The 15,370-nt window shown below is 68.2% G+C and carries 17 protein-coding genes, 1 tRNA gene and 4 pseudogenes; 10 read left to right on the top strand and 12 right to left on the bottom strand.

Features of this window, described 5'->3' with window-relative positions:
- Positions 1-189: 189 nt before the first annotated feature.
- From E1294_RS46085 to E1294_RS53675, 3 genes and pseudogenes are all read left to right on the top strand, one after another.
- A pseudogene (locus E1294_RS46085) lies at positions 190-441 on the top strand (IS3-like element IS1141 family transposase); the annotation flags it as partial.
- A gap of 1,019 nt (positions 442-1,460) precedes the next feature.
- A pseudogene (locus E1294_RS56730) lies at positions 1,461-1,925 on the top strand (transposase); the annotation flags it as partial.
- 638 nt (positions 1,926-2,563) lie between these two features.
- A complete protein-coding gene (locus tag E1294_RS53675) occupies positions 2,564-2,701 on the top strand; it encodes a hypothetical protein (protein ID WP_165977862.1) in 138 nt (45 codons plus the stop codon).
- A 33-nt stretch (positions 2,702-2,734) separates the two neighbouring features.
- Here E1294_RS53675 and E1294_RS53680 read toward each other — a convergent pair whose 3' ends face one another.
- Positions 2,735-3,061 (bottom strand): YdhR family protein, encoded by a 327-nt coding sequence (locus tag E1294_RS53680; RefSeq protein ID WP_165977863.1) that lies wholly within the window; start codon positions 3,059-3,061, stop codon positions 2,735-2,737.
- A 203-nt stretch (positions 3,062-3,264) separates the two neighbouring features.
- Here E1294_RS53680 and E1294_RS58590 point away from each other — a divergent pair.
- A pseudogene (locus tag E1294_RS58590) lies at positions 3,265-3,423 on the top strand (IS701 family transposase); the annotation flags it as partial.
- A gap of 9 nt (positions 3,424-3,432) precedes the next feature.
- Here E1294_RS58590 and E1294_RS46100 read toward each other — a convergent pair.
- The 7 genes from E1294_RS46100 to E1294_RS46130 all read right to left on the bottom strand — a co-directional run bounded on the left by E1294_RS46100 (position 3,433) and on the right by E1294_RS46130 (position 7,958).
- Entirely contained in the window at positions 3,433-4,584 is a 1,152-nt protein-coding gene (locus E1294_RS46100) for a methyltransferase domain-containing protein (protein ID WP_165977864.1), read from the bottom strand.
- Positions 4,585-4,586: 2 nt separating this feature from the next.
- Positions 4,587-5,525, bottom strand: coding sequence for a radical SAM/SPASM domain-containing protein (locus E1294_RS46105; protein ID WP_181958658.1), 939 nt, complete (start codon positions 5,523-5,525; stop codon positions 4,587-4,589).
- A 268-nt stretch (positions 5,526-5,793) separates the two neighbouring features.
- Complete coding sequence (locus tag E1294_RS46110) at positions 5,794-6,018, bottom strand: hypothetical protein (protein WP_132518154.1); 225 nt, start codon at positions 6,016-6,018, stop codon at positions 5,794-5,796.
- Positions 6,015-6,293: a hypothetical protein gene (locus E1294_RS46115; protein ID WP_132518156.1), complete on the bottom strand. Its 279-nt coding sequence runs from the start codon at positions 6,291-6,293 to the stop codon at positions 6,015-6,017. Before E1294_RS46115 ends, E1294_RS46110 begins: the two co-directional genes overlap by 4 nt.
- 99 nt (positions 6,294-6,392) lie before the next feature.
- On the bottom strand, positions 6,393-7,229 hold the full coding sequence (locus E1294_RS46120; protein ID WP_132518158.1) for a helix-turn-helix domain-containing protein: 837 nt from the start codon (positions 7,227-7,229) through the stop codon (positions 6,393-6,395).
- A gap of 12 nt (positions 7,230-7,241) precedes the next feature.
- Positions 7,242-7,760, bottom strand: a complete 519-nt coding sequence (locus E1294_RS46125) for a DUF6879 family protein (RefSeq protein WP_132518160.1) — start codon at positions 7,758-7,760, stop codon at positions 7,242-7,244.
- Entirely contained in the window at positions 7,761-7,958 is a 198-nt protein-coding gene (locus tag E1294_RS46130) for a hypothetical protein (RefSeq protein WP_132518162.1), read from the bottom strand. It lies immediately after the preceding gene.
- Between the two features lie 470 nt (positions 7,959-8,428).
- Here E1294_RS46130 and E1294_RS46135 point away from each other — a divergent pair, with 470 nt between their 5' ends.
- Positions 8,429-8,647 carry a hypothetical protein gene (locus tag E1294_RS46135; RefSeq protein WP_132518164.1) on the top strand — a complete coding sequence of 73 codons (219 nt, stop codon included), beginning with the start codon at positions 8,429-8,431 and terminating at the stop codon, positions 8,645-8,647.
- A 129-nt stretch (positions 8,648-8,776) separates the two neighbouring features.
- Here E1294_RS46135 and E1294_RS56735 read toward each other — a convergent pair whose 3' ends face one another.
- The gene (locus E1294_RS56735; protein ID WP_246083752.1) at positions 8,777-9,217 is read right to left on the bottom strand and encodes a hypothetical protein; all 441 of its coding nucleotides are present in this window, start codon (positions 9,215-9,217) and stop codon (positions 8,777-8,779) included.
- On the opposite strand from E1294_RS56735, the gene E1294_RS56740 reads away from it, so the two are divergent.
- Together E1294_RS56740 and E1294_RS46145 are read left to right on the top strand one after the other, a co-directional pair.
- Complete coding sequence (locus E1294_RS56740; protein WP_246083753.1) at positions 9,200-9,913, top strand: hypothetical protein; 714 nt, start codon at positions 9,200-9,202, stop codon at positions 9,911-9,913. The genes E1294_RS56735 and E1294_RS56740 overlap by 18 nt on opposite strands.
- 263 nt (positions 9,914-10,176) lie before the next feature.
- Positions 10,177-10,935, top strand: a complete 759-nt coding sequence (locus tag E1294_RS46145; RefSeq protein ID WP_132518166.1) for a hypothetical protein — start codon at positions 10,177-10,179, stop codon at positions 10,933-10,935.
- Between the two features lie 87 nt (positions 10,936-11,022).
- Here E1294_RS46145 and E1294_RS46150 read toward each other — a convergent pair whose 3' ends face one another.
- The 3 genes from E1294_RS46150 to E1294_RS53685 all read right to left on the bottom strand — a co-directional run bounded on the left by E1294_RS46150 (position 11,023) and on the right by E1294_RS53685 (position 12,760).
- The gene (locus E1294_RS46150; protein WP_132518168.1) at positions 11,023-11,964 is read right to left on the bottom strand and encodes a tyrosine-type recombinase/integrase; all 942 of its coding nucleotides are present in this window, start codon (positions 11,962-11,964) and stop codon (positions 11,023-11,025) included.
- A 122-nt stretch (positions 11,965-12,086) separates the two neighbouring features.
- Positions 12,087-12,159: transfer RNA gene (locus tag E1294_RS46155), tRNA-Arg, on the bottom strand.
- Between the two features lie 55 nt (positions 12,160-12,214).
- Positions 12,215-12,760 carry a hypothetical protein gene (locus E1294_RS53685; RefSeq protein ID WP_165977865.1) on the bottom strand — a complete coding sequence of 182 codons (546 nt, stop codon included), beginning with the start codon at positions 12,758-12,760 and terminating at the stop codon, positions 12,215-12,217.
- Between the two features lie 134 nt (positions 12,761-12,894).
- Here E1294_RS53685 and E1294_RS46165 point away from each other — a divergent pair, with 134 nt between their 5' ends.
- From E1294_RS46165 to E1294_RS46175, 3 genes and pseudogenes are all read left to right on the top strand, one after another.
- Complete coding sequence (locus E1294_RS46165) at positions 12,895-14,031, top strand: sensor histidine kinase (protein ID WP_132518170.1); 1,137 nt, start codon at positions 12,895-12,897, stop codon at positions 14,029-14,031.
- A 28-nt stretch (positions 14,032-14,059) separates the two neighbouring features.
- A pseudogene (locus E1294_RS46170) lies at positions 14,060-14,690 on the top strand (response regulator).
- Between the two features lie 7 nt (positions 14,691-14,697).
- Positions 14,698-15,042 carry a hypothetical protein gene (locus E1294_RS46175; protein WP_220448328.1) on the top strand — a complete coding sequence of 115 codons (345 nt, stop codon included), beginning with the start codon at positions 14,698-14,700 and terminating at the stop codon, positions 15,040-15,042.
- Positions 15,043-15,370: the final 328 nt, after the last annotated feature.

Here is a 15,370-nt window from a genome sequence, read left to right on the forward strand (position 1 = left end):
TGACGAACATGTCATCAGACCGTAGCAGTGTGTGTGCGCGTCGTGATGGGGTTATCGGCAAAGTCGTGTCACTAGGGCTTTCCGCCGCTTCCACCAGGCCAGACCGCGCTGACCTGCGGGTTCAGGCCCGAACATGCCCTGGATCATGAATTAGCTGCGGAACGCGGGTTCCACCACCCGGCCGAACTGCCCGACGCCGAGCGCGAGCAGGTGCTGGCGGTGCTCGACTCTGCCCGCTTCGCCGACAAGTCGCCCGGCCAGGTGTGGGCGATCCTGCTGGACGAGGGTGTCTACCTGTGCTCGCAGGCCACCATGTACCGCCTGCTGCGCGAACGCGGGCAAAGCGGCGAGCGGCGTGCCCAGGCCGTACGCCCGCCGACCAGCAAACCCGAACTGGAGGCCGACCGCCCCAACCTCGTGTGGTCGTGGGACATCGAGCGCCACGAGGCGCTTTGAACCGAGTGGAGGTGAAAGACCTGCACCTTTGCCCTGTCGCAGCAGGGCATCGAAGCGGAGGGCAGCCTGAATCGGGAGACGCCGAGGAGGGCGGACAGCAGCCCTGACAACGCCGGGACGCATCGGCACGATCGGACGGTGTGGGTCCGGCAAGCGAGACGGGAAGGTGTACGCGAGGAACCAGCGCTTATAACGCCCCTCAAGAGGTGATCCACCAGCTCAAACCCGATGGATACGGGCTGGGTGGCGGTGCGCACCCGCTCCCTCATCACGGAGTCGGGGAACTCCTTGGCCGGTTCAATGTCGCCGACCGGGAGGTCACGGTGAAGGTCTGCGGCGTAGCCGTGACGATGCCGCAGGGGCATAGCTGGGCACCTACCCCGACGATCGGTTCAAAGTGAAGGTGGGAACCACCCTCAGGTTCCCGTCCCCGCCCCACGACCAGTGGGAATCGGGGCGGGTTGGCGCGTCGTCCGCCGATGACCTGGAGGTGGGGCGGAGGACCCGTAGTAGTCCGAGCGCGGGAAAGCCGCGTACATGGCCAAGGGGTCCAGCGGGTTCACGCACGCGACGTACTGCAAGGGACGGAGACGCTGGTGAATACCGGTGAACCGCTGTGGCCCGACACTGGGTCGGCTCACATGCGGGTACGGCGGATGCAGACCAAGCTGCACCAATAGGCGACCGATGATCCCGGTCGCCGGTTCGATGATCTGTTCAACCTCATCTATCACCCGGACTTCCTTACGGTCGCCTGGGAGAGGGTGCGGAGTAACAAGGGAGGGCGCACGGCGGGGGTGGACCGGGTCATCCCGGCGTTCATTTCCGGCGACGCCGACATCGTGGCATTTCTGAGCGAGACACGTGAGCAGTTGCAGACACGCGCATTCGCTCCGTTACCGGTGCGGGAACGTCTGATTCCCAAGTCGGGGAAATCGGGCCAGTTTCGGCGGCTCGGTATTCCGTCCGCGATGGATCGCCTGGTGCAGGCCGTCGCGCCTCGCTCCATCCACGCCGATCGTGGCACGTCGATGACCTCTGACACCGTCACCGGCCTGCTCGCACTGCTCGGCATCGATCAATCGCATTTCCGGCCGCACGTGTCCAACGACAACCCGTACTCGGAAGCGCAGTTCAAAACACTCAAATATTGCCCGGCATTTCCCGGACGGTTCGGGTCCATCGAAGATGCCAACGTCTTCTGCGGCCAGTTCTTCCGCTATTACAATCACGAGCATCGTCATTCCGGGATCGCGATGCACACGCCCGCCTCAGTGCACGACGGCACCGCCGTGCACGTTCAGGCCCGCCGGATCGCCACGCTCCACGCGGCCTTCCAGGCGCATCCAGAACGGTTCCGCGGCCGGCGACCCTTCCCGCCACCCCTGCCGACCAAGGTATGGATCAATCAGCCATCCACGGCCTCCTCCGAGCCCGGCACCTCACCACAAAGCACGCGAGTAGCCTGACATCTCACCAGGTTTGACAGGTTCCGACGCGGGAGTCTCGCCGAAGCAGGTTGCCGAGTGGGCGGGCAACAGCGTGGAGGTCCTGCACCGGACCTACGAGAAGTGCCTCGTGGGCCATGACGAGATCGCCATGCGGCGTATCGCCGAGGTCCTGCGCCCTGTACCTCGGGAAGAGATTGGGAAGGGTCACCCGGGGACGGCTGATCAGAGCCGGACACAGCCGGACAGTGAACCGTGATCGAAGACGAGAAAAGCCCTGGTCGTCGCGATGATGACCAGGGCTTTCGCTGTGCGCGGCCGACAGGAGTCGAACCCGTAACCTTCTGACCCGTAGGAATCGTGTTGCTTGCGCTGTGGTCTACCTGGGGAGATGCAGGCGGGGCGACCTGCGGGGGAGCGAGAAACGCCCGAATCAGATGGTTACATATGATCTTCGGTTCAAGTCGCGAGTAAGACGATCCTATCCCCGCCGCTACACGGCAACGCTCGAACGCCTGTACTAGAGTCTCCATTTCGTTCCCACCCCAGGAGACGCCTTGACGCACCCCGCCCCCAGGGCCGCACCGCTCCCTGCCGACCGTCAACTCACCGTACTTCGGCAGACCTATCCTGGGTGGCACATCAGGCGTCGGGGTGTCATGTGGTCCGCCGCGCGAGCCATCGCGCCAACGCCGGTCGAGGCGGCGGCGGGCGTCCATCGCTACATCGTCCAGCCGAGTCCTGAGGCGCTCGCCGCGGTGCTGGCCTACCAGATCGGTATCTCGCAGCGTGCCTAGCCTAGACTATGCCTCGCGTCAGTCGTCGGCGGGTCACGCCGCCGGGTCGCCGGACTCGGCGAAGGGCCCCCAGTCGGGCCGCAGCGAATAGAGCACCTCGTACACCTCGCGGCGGACCTCGACCGCTTCGTACGCGGCGGGGATGGTGCGGGCGAGCTCGGTCTCCCGGAACGCATTGAGCGCCTCCTGGCTCTCGAAGAAGTAGATGCCGCACACGTCGCCGGTTGCGCTGTCGCGGCCGTAGACCTTCTGCAGGAGACCGGGTACGTCACGGAAGCGGGGCCGCCGTTCCAGCAGGCGCCGTTCGAATTCCTGCGCATCGAGTCCGGATGTGATCCGGACGAAGAGAATGGCGGGCATGGAGTCACCTCCATCCTTGAGATGCCCCTGAGTCGAGTCTAGCCAGTAGTCAAGCTGTCGATCGTGGTCTCGCTGGTCAGGGCCTGTGCTGACACAGGTGCGGCCACCGTTGATCATCGTGAGTTGTGTGGACTGACGAAGAGACGGCGGCCGCAGGTCACAGCATAGATCCCGCCCCTTGGCGGGACACATTCGAGATCCTTATGGGCCGGATTGCGTGCCGCTACGCCCGGGTCGAACCCCGACGGCGGGCAGCACGGTTGGTCCTCGGCCTACTGGCCGACCTGCCGCACAAGAACTGCTGGACGATCTCCGAGTGCTGGGAAGCCACGCACGGAATGCAGCACTTGCTGTGCCGGGCGTTCTCGCTCTCAAGCCAGCCGTACGTCCTGCCAGCCCGGAGTGACGAGCATCCGGTAGGCGTCGCGGCCCGGGCGCCCGGCGCGCAGCCAATCCATGTAGGCGCCCTCCAGGTCGTGCCAAAGCTGGCGGTCTCCGCCCTGGGCGATGTGCGTGTCTTCGCCGGGCAGCGCTATGGCGATCGCCCACCCGTCGCCGCGCAGGTCCCGTAGCCGCATCACCCACGCCCCGTCGTCGCCGTCGTCCTCCCATCCGGCCGTGGCGATGACCAGGTGCGGCGAGTGGGCGGCGAGAGCGAGCGCGAAACCTCGATCCATGGCCGCCCACGGGGTGCGCGGGTCCAGGCGCGTCGTGGATTTGGAGCCCCGGTCTCCGTAGGGCGGCCAGACTGGGCGGCGCTGCGAGCGCAGCATCATGAACCCGCAACCGCCCAAGAAGCTCCCAACGGCGGTCCCGTCGTTGAGCACGTCGAGGCGGAGTTGGTAACCCCACTGGCCCGGCATCGGCATCCACGGGACCACGATGCAGTCGCCGGGCCGGGTCTGCTGCACCCAGGAGTACGGGATGTCCCGGACGCCGCAGGTGACGTGGACCCGGTCGAACGGCGCCCGGTCCGCCGCGCCGAGCGCGCCGTCGCCCACGAGCACCAGCGGTGCGAACCCGGCCTCCTTGAGGCTCTCGCCCGCGGCTGCTGCCACCGACTCGTCGACGTCGATGGTCGTCACCTGGTCGTCGCCGAGCCGCCAGGACAGCATGGCGGCCGTCCATCCGGTTCCCGTGCCGATCTCGAGCACATGGTGATGGGGCGCGAGGTCTAGCAGGCGCAGAAACTCGACGGCGACGTGCGGACAGGAGATTGACGACGTGGGGTGTACGCTCTCGTCGTCGAGCTGGGCTCGGCCGTCGCCGCGCTGGGTGATGATCGCACAGTTGGAGTAGACGGCACCCCACCAGGCGTCAGGGTCGGCGTCGCGGTCGATCAGCCCGGCAGGCCGGTCGTCCTGCGGCTCCATCCACGCCCGGATGGGCACGAACGGGTGGCGGGGAACCTCGTCGAGCGCCTTGAGCCAGAACTGGCTGTCGCGGTCCTCCGGGTCGAGTACACCCGCTGCCGTGAGGTAGCTGGCCAGGTCGGGTGCACGTCCCTCGTGGGTGTTGGGCACGGCTACTTTCCCTTCGGCCTGCACTTGAACTCCGGGGCACAGGGGTCCTTGGCCGGTTTGTTGGGCTCGCATCTCGCCTTTGGCACGCATCCGTCGCCTCCGCCCGGGGCTGTCATCGACGGGTCGCAGCCGGGAGTGCAGTTCGGCTGGCATGGTCTTGTCTCCGCCAAGGCGGGCGCGATGACGGTCGACGCGATCCGCCGCACCTCGCCTATCAGGGACGATAGCTGCGTGGTGCGAAGGTTGCCAGCGGTCAGCCAGCGCGCGAGCGGGCACGGGGTGACGGTGCCGTCGGGCAGGATCGCGGCGATTCCGTCGCCGCAGTTGCCGCACAGCTCGGAGGCGTCGCACTGGCCGCGGGCCGGCCGTCCGAGGACGCGCATCCGGTCGTGCTCGATGCGGGTAACTCCGAGGCTGGTGAGGTCGGCGTGAGCCTGCTGGACGCGCTGGTCGTCGCCGAGGTCGATGATCCCAACTCGGATGGGGATGCCCCGGGCCACGGCGCGGGCGATTTTGGCGCGGGTGCGTTCGAGGGTGTGGCGGCCGGTGATGCGCTGGTGCTGGTCGGGGTCGTCGGTGTAATAGGAGGTGGCGAGGCGGACCCCAGACAGTGCGAACAGATCCCACAGCGGGTCGGCGACGTGCACGAGGTTGGAGTGCACCTCGACCTCCACTCCGCGGTCCAGGGCGTGTGTGATGAGGCTCGGCAGCGCGGGATGGAGGGTCGGCTCGCCGCCGATGAACTGCACCATCGACGTGCCGAGCTTGGCGGCCTGGTCGATGGCGGCGGCCCAGTCGCTGTAGGCCATGGTGCCGTGGCTGCCGTGCGGGCCGGAGTTGGCGTAGCAGTGGACGCATTCGAGCTGGCAGCGGCCGGTGATCTCCAGCCACACGAAGCCGAGCTGAGGGCTGAGCTGGGGTTCGGGGGGTGCGAGAGTCATCGTCGTGCCCTTTCGTCGGCGGGGAGCGGTTGTGGTTCCGGGTCGTCCGCGGGCGGGTCCAGGGTGGGGAGCCGAGCCAGGGGTTGGCGTCCATGAGGACGAGCATGATCAGGTCCATCGGGGGTCTCCCGAGTGCGCGGTCGCGGCGCGGCGGCGGGACCAGTCGAATGGAAGCGCCGCCGCGCCTGCTCGAAGGGCGGCCCCGCACGGGCGCCAAGCGGGGCCGCCGCCCGGCTCACGGCCATTCGCAGGCGGCGGGCCGGGCCGTTCATCGGGGGATGTGCACGTCGTACGCGCCGGGCCCCATGCCCGGCCTGGGCCTGGCGCCGCACTCGTTCGTCAGCGCCACCCCGGGCTGGGGCTCGACTGCGTCCCAATAGAAGCGGTTCGGCTCGACGATGACCGGCTCTTTGACGATCTTGGCGTCGCAGAACGCGCACACGGCTGCCGCCTGAGGTTGTTCGCTGGCCATCTCCGGAACGGAAGCGCTCATGATGCACGCTGCCGGGCGTAGGCGAGGCGCACCATCGGCGCCTCGACGCGCTCCAGCTGTTCGAAGTCCGGCGCCGTGATGACCTCGCCGCTGGGCTTGTGCACGGCCGTCCACGAGCCGTCAGGGAGCTGCTCGATGTCGCGGAACTCGGGGATCTCTACAGCCGGCCGACACCCGGTCACGGTGTCGGGGCCGGCCGGCCTGCTCGTGGTGGCGCCCGTGCTCGACACTGGGGCGGCCGCTCGCCTGGGGGGTTCGGACCCGTGACTGTCCATGTCCCGGACGGTAGGCAAGCCGGCAGCGACCGGACAACGATTATTCTCGAATATTCGATATTGCTGAGGCGGGCATTCGAGCGGAGAAGACTCGCGAATCTAGCGGGGGAGATCGTCGAGGACGCGCGTGATGAGTTGTCGCGCTGCGGTGCCGTAGCGGGCGCTGGCGGCCAGTTTGTCGAAGACGCGGCCGTACAGCTCGATCTCCTGCGGTTGGGTCAGCGTCAGCTCGGCGCCGATGGTCTCAACCAGCACGCGCCGGTCATCGAAGATCCAGAAACCATGCTTCGGAGACTCGGTCAGCTCGGTCCCGAACCCGATGATGCCAACGTGGATGGTGCTCATCGAGCACAGCGCCACGAGCCGGTCGAGCTGTCCCGCCATGACGTCGACCGGACAAAGCCGGTACCGCAGCGCGGCCTCGGTCAGCACAAAGTGCAGGCGCTTGCCCGGCCGGTAGAGCACCTCCTGCCGCTGCATCCGCACCCGGATGCCCTCGTCGACGTCGTCCGGGAGGCCGTGCCGCTCCACCGACTGGGCGATCCGATGGCGGGCGTAGTCGGGTGTCTGCAGGAGGCCCGGGATCACGGTGGTCTCGAACGCCCGTATGTGCTTGGCGCCGGCCTCCAGAACGATGCTCTCCTGCTGGCGTGCCGACGTTCCGGCACCGAGTCGCCGCCGCCACTCGGCGTACATGGTCTCCAGGACTTCGAGCCTGGCCAGCAGCCGGTCAGCATCTGCGTCTCGGCCGGTGGCCTGCACCCATGCCAGGATGTCGTCCCGGGTTGGCGTCTGCCGCCCCGTCTCGATCTTGCTGACCTTGGACTGCGGCCAGCCGAGCAACTCCGCGAGAGCCGTGCCGGTGTACCCGGCTCCCTTGCGCGCCTCGCGGAGCTGTCGACCGAGGCCCTCGCGAGCCTCCTGAACGCGGGTCACGGGCGGCGCTTTCTACCTTCCCGCGTACTGCTCGAAAGGCACCGCGTGGTGCCAGGCAGCGTCCCGCCATTGACAGTGCTGGAGCACCGTGCCCGGGTTGGTCACGAGCTCGTGCCGGAGAGGCCGGTCGTCGGCGTCGAAGTTGAGCAGGACAAGACGAGCAGAGTCGAACAGCGCGAAGTCGTGATCGGGCAGACCCAGTTCGACCGCGCGCGGCCGCGGCAGATACCGGATGTCCTCGCCTGCCGCCGCGTTGAGCGGGGTGCCGGCCAGGAGCCATCGCACGTAGTCGCTGTGCGGCTTCGATACGACCCGCACCCGCTCTATCCGTTTGCCTTCGCCGGTCGCCGCCTTCATCTTGGCGAGCCAGGGCCTGGTGGCCCTGGTCGGGTCGGGTTCCCCGGCGAGGTACCTGCTCAGGGACTCATGTTCCGAGGGGACGTTGTAGCGGTCGCGCACCTCGAACTTGAACGCGGTGTGCTGGAAGGTGTCCCAGAGCGCGCCGAACTCCGCAGGGGAGAGCACGGACACTCAGGACCCCTCCGCGAAGCGAAGGAGTTCCCTGGGGATCTCGACGAATGTCTCACCGGGAAGGACGTCGCGCAGTTGGGCGAGGGCTTCCGGATCCGTGACTTGGTCGCCCTGGACGACGATCGTGCCGCGGTCGGTCTCGTACAGGGTGGGGCACTGGCCGTCGTCCGACGTGCTGCCGAGGAATCGTAGCTTCATGCTCGGAGCCTTCCCGCTATTCGAGAATTTCTGGGCAGCCTCGATGGTGAACGGAGAATAGCGCCCGGTCAATAGGCGCCGGTACGACGAAAGGCACCCGTCGAACGCCGCTGCGGCCGATGCTGGCGTGGCGTGCTAGGCATCGTCCCGGGGCGATCGATCCGCCACGAACGTGCCCTTCGCGGGCAACGTCACCAGCCAACTCTCGTCGCGGAGAACGCCCATCGCGCGGCCCGACCCATGGAAAAGCCTACGGGCACCACACCCCCGCCCCAATCCCGCATAGAGGACCTCCTTGCGCTGAGCGAGCAGGTCGGGCCGTCCGCGATTTGCGCCTGCGACACACGTATCGTGCGGCTCGGCACCGGCGCGTGGCGTGCCGATCGGCACCCGTGGGGACCCGATCGAATCGCCTGCGAGGTGTCCAAAGACAAGCACCATCACCCGCAGGAACGTCCGACGACGTCGGCGTGACCATGCCCGCCTGGGAACCGCATGTCCCCCGCGCCCCGCGACGCATCCGCGTCGCGGAGTACTCGTGCTGCGACGCCTACCAGTTGTGCTCAGAGGCCGGCCAGTACTTCATCCTCCGCCAGACCGAGACCGGCGGGGTCTGCAGCCACGCGCGACAGGTCTGGGACGAGCTGCTCGCCCAGCACACGCGGAGCCACCGGCCGGAAGCCGAGTAACTCCACATACGAATCAAGGGACCTTCCCGCCCGGCGGCCACCGGACGGGAGGCCCTTCAACCGGCACCCCTACCTCAGAGAGGGCCGATCAGTGCTCAACTTATTCGAGATATCCGATCTTGTCCGCCCCTACCTGAACTGGATCGCGCTCGGCCTCCAAGTCGCGGGCGTCATCCTCGCCGGGGTGGCAGCCATTCTTGGGTGGCGGGCGGCCCGCAAGCGGTCCCTCCCCGACGTGCTCACCATCGTGGCCGCGTCCATCGCCACCGGTGTGTCCGCCCAAGGCATGTGGCGGTTCTCCGGCGACGTCCTCGGCCTCGACGGGCCCTTGCGGCTGCTGCTGTTCGCGTTCATCGAGGTCGCGATCATCACCTCCGCCGTGCGCGCCCGCCGCAACATGCGCGAGAACTTCTCCGCCGGGATCGACGGCATCGCCGTGTGGGCGCTCACCGTGCTCACCGCGGTCCTGTCCAGCATGGACGCCCGCTCTCTGCCCGAGGCGGTGTTCCGGCTCGCGGCGCCGCTGGTGGCGGCGTGGCTGTGGGAGCGGGCATGGCCATCGAACGCCACCGCATCCGCGGCACCACCGGCATCAACTGGCGGTTTACGCTCGAGCGAGTGCTCGTGGCCGTCGGCCTGGCAGAGGCCACCGATCGCACCGCAGGCGAGGTTGACGCGCAACGGCGGATCACGCGCCTCGCCCTCGCGTCCAAGCGCGCACGCGAACTGCGCGATGCCGGTGCCTCCGAGCGCAAGCAGCGCGCCGCGCTGGCCAAGCTGGACCGGGCGTTTGAGCAGGCGGCCAAGCACATCGGCCTCGGTCGCGACGAGCAGCTGCAGGAGCACGTGCGTGCCGAGGTGGCGGCGCTCTACAGCGCGAGCGGCCTCATGGACATCGACGCCGCCTCCGCATGGATGCCGAGTCCGGTCGAGGAGAGCACGCCGGCAGTAGCCCGGTCGGTGCGGTGGTGGCTTGCCTCCCGTACGGAGTCGCGTACGGAGACGGCGCCCATCGTGGTCCGGCTGTCGCGCCGGTTCGAGTTCAAGCAGCAACCCGCGGAGCCGCCCGTGGTCGTGCATCGCAGGGCGTTCACGTTCCAGCCGGGCGCGGCCCGTACGGCGCCCGTACGGCGGCTGATCGTCGTCCGTAGGCGCCCCGTATCCGCAGTTCGGGAGCCCGTAGACCGCGACGTATTCGTACGGGAGGTGACGGCTGAGATCCTCGCCGCAGCTGATCGGAACGAGAAGTGGACGCCCAATTTATGACCGCCTCATGGAGCGGTCCCAGCGCTCGCGGTCGTGGTGCGAGAAGGCCGTACGGGACGCCCGCAAGGCGGTCTTCGGTACGGGTGTCCGTACGGAGGTGGCGGCCTGATGCCCAGCGACAAGCCGAAGCTGCCGAACACCATCAGCGACAAGTAGTGGGCCAACCTCATGCGCCGCCGCGAGAAGGGCAAGACACGCAGCCTGTTCGACCCCGCCGAGGTCAAGCAGCGCAAGCAGTCACAGCAGCAGGCGGCCAAGCGCAAATGGAGCTGAACTCCGCCCCGGCGCCCGAACACGGCCAAGCCCACGGCGAGCATCATGAGCTCGCCGTGCCCGCCCCGGCCGAACTCGAACCTGCCGACACCACCGAACTACGGCCAGTCTTCCCAGCCTGGCTCGCTGACCGACGCACCGCCGCAGCGAAGGTCAAGCATGCCACCCGCCGCCGCAGTCACATCCTGGCCGCACACCTTGTGCGGTCCCCGCTCTACCTATGGCGACTCGTCCCCTGGGCACTGCACGGCACCTGGCTCTGGCTCGGCATCTTGCTCGAGTACATCAACGCCGAGGAGTATCGCGACGTCGTCAAGGACGCCAAAGCCGCTGGCGACTCCGACAAGGTCAAGGCCGAACGCAAGGAGCGCCGCACGCAGCGGAAGGTCAGACTGCGCCTGGTCGGCATTGCCCTTCTCGTCGTCGCGTTCATGCTGCGGCTCGCCACCGCGGCATGGGGCGTCATCGCTCTATACGTGACCGCGAGCGCATTGTTCGTCGCCCGCGGCAACCGGGCGGCAGAGCGTCAAGGACACGGACGTCCCGCCCATCGTGGACCAGTTGCAGGCCCCAGCTCAGGAAGATCTAGCCCCGGAGCATCTCAACGCTGCGTTCCGCGCCGCAGGCCTTCTCAGGACAGCGCTGCCCTAGCCCTCGGGTTCGAGGGCATCCGACGTGACGGCGACGGTTGGGCCTGCACCATCGACATGCCCCGAGGTGGAGGCAAGACCGCCGCTGGGCGGCGGTGATGTCGGCGAGCCCACGATGGGCGCCGCCGGCTGCGGCGGCATCGTGCACGTGGATCTCGATCCGATCGCTGAAGTGTGTCTGCTTGGCTAGAGCTGGTCGCCGATGGCCATCCGTTGGTGGGTCTGGATTGCCCGCTGCTCGGCGTTCGCGGCGCCGTAGCGGCGCGGCATTTCCAGGCTCGACCAGCCGAACAGGCGCATGCCGTCCTGGTCGGAGCCGCCGGCCGCGAACCACGCGTCGGCAGCGAAGTGCCGCAGCTGGTGCGGGTGGATCCGGTCGATGCCGGCGAAGTCGCAGCGCCGCTCGATCATCTGGTAGATCCCGGACGGAGTGAGCGCCTTGCCACGCGCGCCGAGCCACATCTCCTTGGGAGCGTTCTTCTGCTTGGCGAGGGGGTGCTTATCGCGGGCCCGCATGTACCGAGTCAGGGCCTTGCCGGTCCGCGCACCGAAGGGCACGGCCCGCCACTTGCGGCCCTTGCCGAGGATGGCGACGACGTCCTGGGTGAAGTCGATGCGGTCGGGCTCGATGCCGGCCATCTCGGCCACGCGTGGCGCGCCGGGTTCGCAGAACAGCCTGATGATCGCTTCGTCGCGGTAGCCGTCGTGGTCCTTGGTGTTGCAGGTGGCCAGCAGCTTGCGCACGTCCTCGATGCTCGGGATTGGGATGGGCTGGCTCTTCGGCTTCGGCTCCTTGAGCGTCTGCATCGGAGACACCTCGAGGTCGATGCCCTCTTCTTCGGCCATCCAGTTGTAGAAGCGGCGCAGGCTCCGGAAACGGTTGCCCGCGGTCGTGAGCGAGTGCGTGTCCTGAACGTGGAGCAGGTAGTCGCCAATCTCGATCTTGGTCAGCTCCTCCAGATCGGCGCCGTCGCAGAACGCCTCGAGCTGCTCGACGGCCTCCAGGTAGCCCTGGATAGTGCGGGGGCTGCGGTCGAGCAGGCGGAGTTCGCGGTGGAAGTCGCGCCAGAGGAGGAGGTTGTTCTGGTTGCCCAGGCGGGGCTCTAAGCGGATGGGCGAGCTCGACATAGATGACTCCCAGGCGTTTGAGAGGGCGCAGAGCGAATCCGGAAATCAAAAGGTTAGGGAGCGCCATGGTGGGCGGAAAATAAGAACCCCCGCCAGCGTTTCCGCTGGCGGGGGTGATGGTGCGCGGCCGACAGGAGTCGAACCCGTAACCTTCTGATCCGTAGTCAGATGCTCTATCCATTGAGCTACGGCCGCTCGTTGCTAGACCAGCATAGCGGGTTCTTGGGAGTGCCTCGAACCACATGCGCAATCATGAGCGCACCGACTCCACCTTACGGGGCCACAGTGTGTAGCTGAGCGGCCAGAGCACAGCGATCAGCGGTATTTTGAGCAAACCCCCCATGAAAGCGACCAGTGCCTCCGTACGCGCCGGGTCGTCGACGAGCCACACCAGACCGAGCAGCACGACGCAGGCGATCCCGTACGCCAGGACGATGCACAGCCATAGAGCCCATTCGTGACGGGCTCTCGCCATGCCTCCTGCCGGCGGTTTCCAGGGTGGTGGGCCGCCGGCGAAGCGGTGGTGGAAGTGGGCGTCCGCCCAGCGGATGGTGCGGTGGCCGAAGACGATCGAGTAGGCCAGGTACGCCGCCGCCAGCCCGTGCCGGAAGTCGCCCGTGGCGCCGCCGCGCATGTCGATGACGGCCGCCGCCAGGAGGATCACGTCCAGGAGGGGGACGGCGAGCAGGAGGGCGGTGCTCAGCGTACGGCGGTGCCAGAGGTAGCGGGAGGCCAGTCCGAGGGCCAGCAGGATCCAGAAGCCGATTTCGCAGCCGATGAGGATGGCGACAATCACGTGTTCCAGTGTCCGGCAGGGGGCGGGGCGGCACATCGTCAGCGGAAACGAGCTTGTGGATACATCGAAGGGTGTATCCACAGGCGGTCGCGTAGCAGGAGGGAACCAAGTCAGGAGGGTGGTGGGATGAGGATATGAAACGGGTGGCGTTGGGTGCCGGGCTCGCGTTCGCGACAGGGCTGGTGCTGATCGCGGGTGGCGCGCACTTCCAGCGTGGCCTGCCCGGATGGTGGCTCGCCGGGCCGCTCGCGTTGACCTGCGCGGCAGTGCTGGTGCGGCGGCGGGCGCCGCTGCTGTGCCTGGGGCTGGGGGTGGCGGGCATCGCGGCCGACGTGGCGGTGGGGCCGTCTCTGGGCACGATTCTCGTCTTCACCGACAACCTGTACGCCGCGGCGCTCTACGGGCCGGCCAGGCTGGCCCGGTGGCTGCTGGGCATCAGCACGGTGCTGGCGGTCGTCGTGGGGGCGGTGACGGGGTTCGTCGAAGGTGACTGGCTGGTGCCGGCCGTCATGGGCATTCAGGCCGGGCTCGTGCTGGTCACTCCGGTCCTCACGGCAATGGTGCTGCGGGAGCAGCGGGATCGGGCGGCGGCCGAGCGGGAGCGAGCCGAGCGGGTGGCGCATCTCGCCGAGCTCGATCGGCAGGCGGCGGTGGCGGCCGAGCGCACCCGGATGGCTCGCGAGCTGCACGACCTGATCGCCAACCATTTCAGCGCCATCGCCATCCAGTCCACGGCCGCGCTCTCACGCAAGGACCTCGATCGGGCGACGGTGCGGAAGGTCATGGAGTCCGTACGGGAGAACAGCTTGAAGGGCATGGCCGAGATGCGGGCGATGGTCGGGCTGCTGCGGCAGGAGGGTGATGAGGCGGAAGAGGTGACCCGCCCGCGGCTGGCCGATGCGGAGAGCCTGGTCGACAGGGCCAGGCGGGCGGGCATGGAGGCGGGGTTCCGGGTCGAGGGCGAGCCGCGCGAGGTGCCGGCGTCCGTCGATCTGGCTGGCTACCGCATCCTGCAGGAGGCGCTGACCAACGCGCTCAAGCACGGCGACTCGCTGGTGGAGGTCGTCGTGTCCTACGGACCCGAGCAGGTGACGTTGACGGTCGACAACCCGGTCCAGGGGAGCGACGCCCGGCTGCCGGGGGCCGGGGCGGGGCTGATCGGGATGCGGGAGCGGGCGTCCCTGGTCGAGGGCTCCTTCGAGGCGGGTCCTCAGGAGGACGGATGGCGGGTGGCCGCGGTTCTTCCCGCGGCCCTCGGTGAGAAGTCGTGAATGCAGGTGACGTGGTGGAGGTGCATGGGTGAGCATCAGGGTGCTGGTGGCCGACGATCACGCGGCGGTGAGGGCCGGGATCGTGCTGATCCTCGACGGTGTGGACGACATCGAGGTGGTCGGTGAGGCGGCCGACGGGGAGCAGGCCGTGGCGATGGCCCGGGAGTTGCGGCCGCATGTGGTGTTGATGGACGTACGCATGCCCCGGCTCGACGGCATCTCCGCCGCCAGGGAACTGTCGGGGGTGTGTGATGTGCTGATCCTGACGACGTTCGATGTGGACGAGTACGTGTTCGGGGCGCTGCGGGCCGGGGCCGCCGGCTTCCTGCTGAAGAACACCGACGCCGATGCGCTGGTCGAGGCCGTCCGGTTGGTGGCGCGGGGGCGACGGGCTCATCTCGCCCGGTGTCACGCGGAGATTGATCGCCGCTTTCGCGGAGCAAGCGCCGCGCAGGGAGTCGCGTCCCGGCCCGGAGGGTTTGACGCCGCGGGAGCGGGAGGTGCTGGCCTGCATCGGGCGGGGCCTGTCCAACGCCGAGATCGCCAGAGAGCTCGACATGGCGGAGGCCACGACGAAGACGCACGTCAGCCGGGTGCTGAACAAACTCGGCCTGAAGAGTCGCGTGCAAGCGGCGATTTACTTCTCAGAGGGGGCATGAATCCTGGATGACCACGCCTCCGCCGACCGGGCCGCCGACCGGGCCGCCGTCTGGGCCGCCGCCTCCTCGCCGGACGGGGCTGGTTGTGGGGCTGGCGTTCGCCGGGGTGTTCGGCTATCTGGTGGTCAACGTGGCCGTGGGGTTGGTCGCCGTGTCCGTGGGGTCGACGGCGGCCTTCGGGGTCGCGGCGGGAGTCCTCGCGGTGGCGGGTCTCGGGCTGGGGGCCGCATTCGTGTTGCTGCGCAAGCCGTGGTCGCGAGGGCTGGGGCTGGGGTTGATGATCGGGTGGGCGCTGGCGTCGATCGTCTCGGCCGGATACTGTACGGGGCTCAACCCGGAGCTGTACGCGTAGGCGGGGCTTGTTGGCCAATGTCAACCGGTTCCTCCTAGTCTGATCCCGACTAGGGGGTGAGTGTCAGTGGGCACGCCGGGTGATGAGGGGCCGGAGCAGGGGTGGGTGCCACCGCAGGGGTCTCCGCCCCAAGGACCTCCCTCTCAGGGGCCTCCGTCTCAAAGATCTCCATCTCAGGGACCTCCCTCTCAAGGGCCGCCGTCGTACGGCCCGTCGCCGTACGGACCCCCGCCTGAAGGCCCGCCCCAAGACCAGCCCCAAGGCCCGCACCAAGGGCAACCGCCCTACCAGCACCTCCCGTACGGCCCCCCGCCACCGCCCCCGTCGG

The organism is Nonomuraea diastatica, from assembly GCF_004349015.1.
GTDB classification, from domain to species: domain Bacteria; phylum Actinomycetota; class Actinomycetes; order Streptosporangiales; family Streptosporangiaceae; genus Nonomuraea; species Nonomuraea diastatica.